A 1,494-nucleotide genomic window follows, 5' to 3' on the forward strand; every position below is an offset into this window, starting at 1 on the left:
CGCCTAATGGGACTTGCCAGGTCGGTGAGACTTGGTGCCGTAGCCGCCGGCAGGTGAGCACTTCCGTCGCCGGAACCGCTGAGTTCTGGGGTCAGACCGTGCCCCTGCCGGTCGGCCGGGAGGCCAGACCGCTGATGGGGTGGCGTGCCCGCCCCGCAGGGCGTGAGCACTGGATCCATTAGGCCGCGCGCCGCTTCCCGCAGGCTGCACCACCATCACCCGGACCAGGGAGGTTGAAGTTGCTGCTGATCGGTGATGACTGGGCCGAGGACCACCACGACGTCGAACTTCAGGACGAGACCGGCCGAAGACTGGCCGCGGCCCGACTGCCCGAGGGCGTGGCCGGCATCGCGAAGCTGCACGAACTCATCGCCAAGCACGCAGACCCGGACCTGGAGGCGGCCGAGGTGGTGGTGGGGATCGAGACCGACCGGGGCTCATGGGTGCAGACCCTGACCGCCTCCGGCTACCAGGTGTACGCGATCAACCCCCGCCAGGTCGCCCGGTTCAAGGAGCGCTATGGCACCTCCGGCGCCAAGAGCGACAAGGGCGACGCCCACGCCCTGGCCGACATGGTCCGCCTGGACCGGGCCCAACTGCGCCCGATGGCCGGGGACAGCGACGCCGCCCAGGCCGTCAAGGTCCTCGCCCGCGCCCACCAGACCCTGATCTGGGAGCGCACCCGCACCTACCAACGGCTGCGGTCCACGCTGCGCGAGTACTTCCCCGCCGCTCTGGCCGCCTACGCGGACCTGGAGCTGACCAGCACCGACGCCCTGGGGCTGCTGATCAAGGCACCCACCCCCGCGGCGGGGGCGAAGCTGACCCGCTCCCAGATCACCGCCGTGCTGGCCCGCCACCGCCGCCGCGACCGCGACGCCAAGGCCGCCACGATCCAGACCGCCCTGCGCACCGAGCAGTTGGCCCTGCCCGAACAGGTCACCGACGCCTACGCCGCCACCACCTGCGCCCACGCCCGGCTGATCATCGCGCTCAACGAGCAGATCGCCGCGATGGAGGAGCAGGTGAAGGCGCATTTTCTCCTCCACCCGGACGCTGAGATCTACCTGTCGATGCCCGGCATCGGCCACATCACCGGCGCCCGGGTGCTCGCCGAGTTCGGGGACGACCCGACCCGCTACGCCAGCGCGAAGGCCCGCAAGAACTACGCCGGCACCAGCCCCATCACCCGGGCATCGGGCAAGAGCCACAGCGTGCAGGCACGCTTCGTGCGCAACAACCGTCTGGCCGACGCTTTGCAGCGTCAGGCGTTCGCCGCGCTGCGGGCCTCGCCCGGAGCCCGCCGCTACTACGACAAGCAGCGGGCCCGCGAGGTCGGCTACAACCCGGCCCTGCGCCAGCTCGGCAACCGCCTGGTCGGCATCCTCCACGGATGCCTGAAGACCCGCACCCTTTACGACGAAGCGACCGCTTGGTCGCACCACGCACACCTTCATGCCGCTTGACACCAAACGACATGGGGTGTCTGACCCG

Annotated in this window: 1 protein-coding gene; it reads left to right on the forward strand. The window is 70.4% G+C overall.

All coding sequences use genetic code 11. The features are described 5' to 3' along the window. The first annotated feature begins 239 nt into the window (after positions 1-239). Complete coding sequence (locus tag PWG71_RS28585) at positions 240-1,466, forward strand: IS110 family transposase (protein WP_274813182.1); 1,227 nt, start codon at positions 240-242, stop codon at positions 1,464-1,466. The last annotated feature ends 28 nt before the right edge of the window (positions 1,467-1,494 follow it).

The organism is Nocardiopsis sp. N85 (genome assembly GCF_028882275.1).
In the GTDB taxonomy this organism is placed as follows: domain Bacteria; phylum Actinomycetota; class Actinomycetes; order Streptosporangiales; family Streptosporangiaceae; genus Nocardiopsis; species Nocardiopsis lambiniae.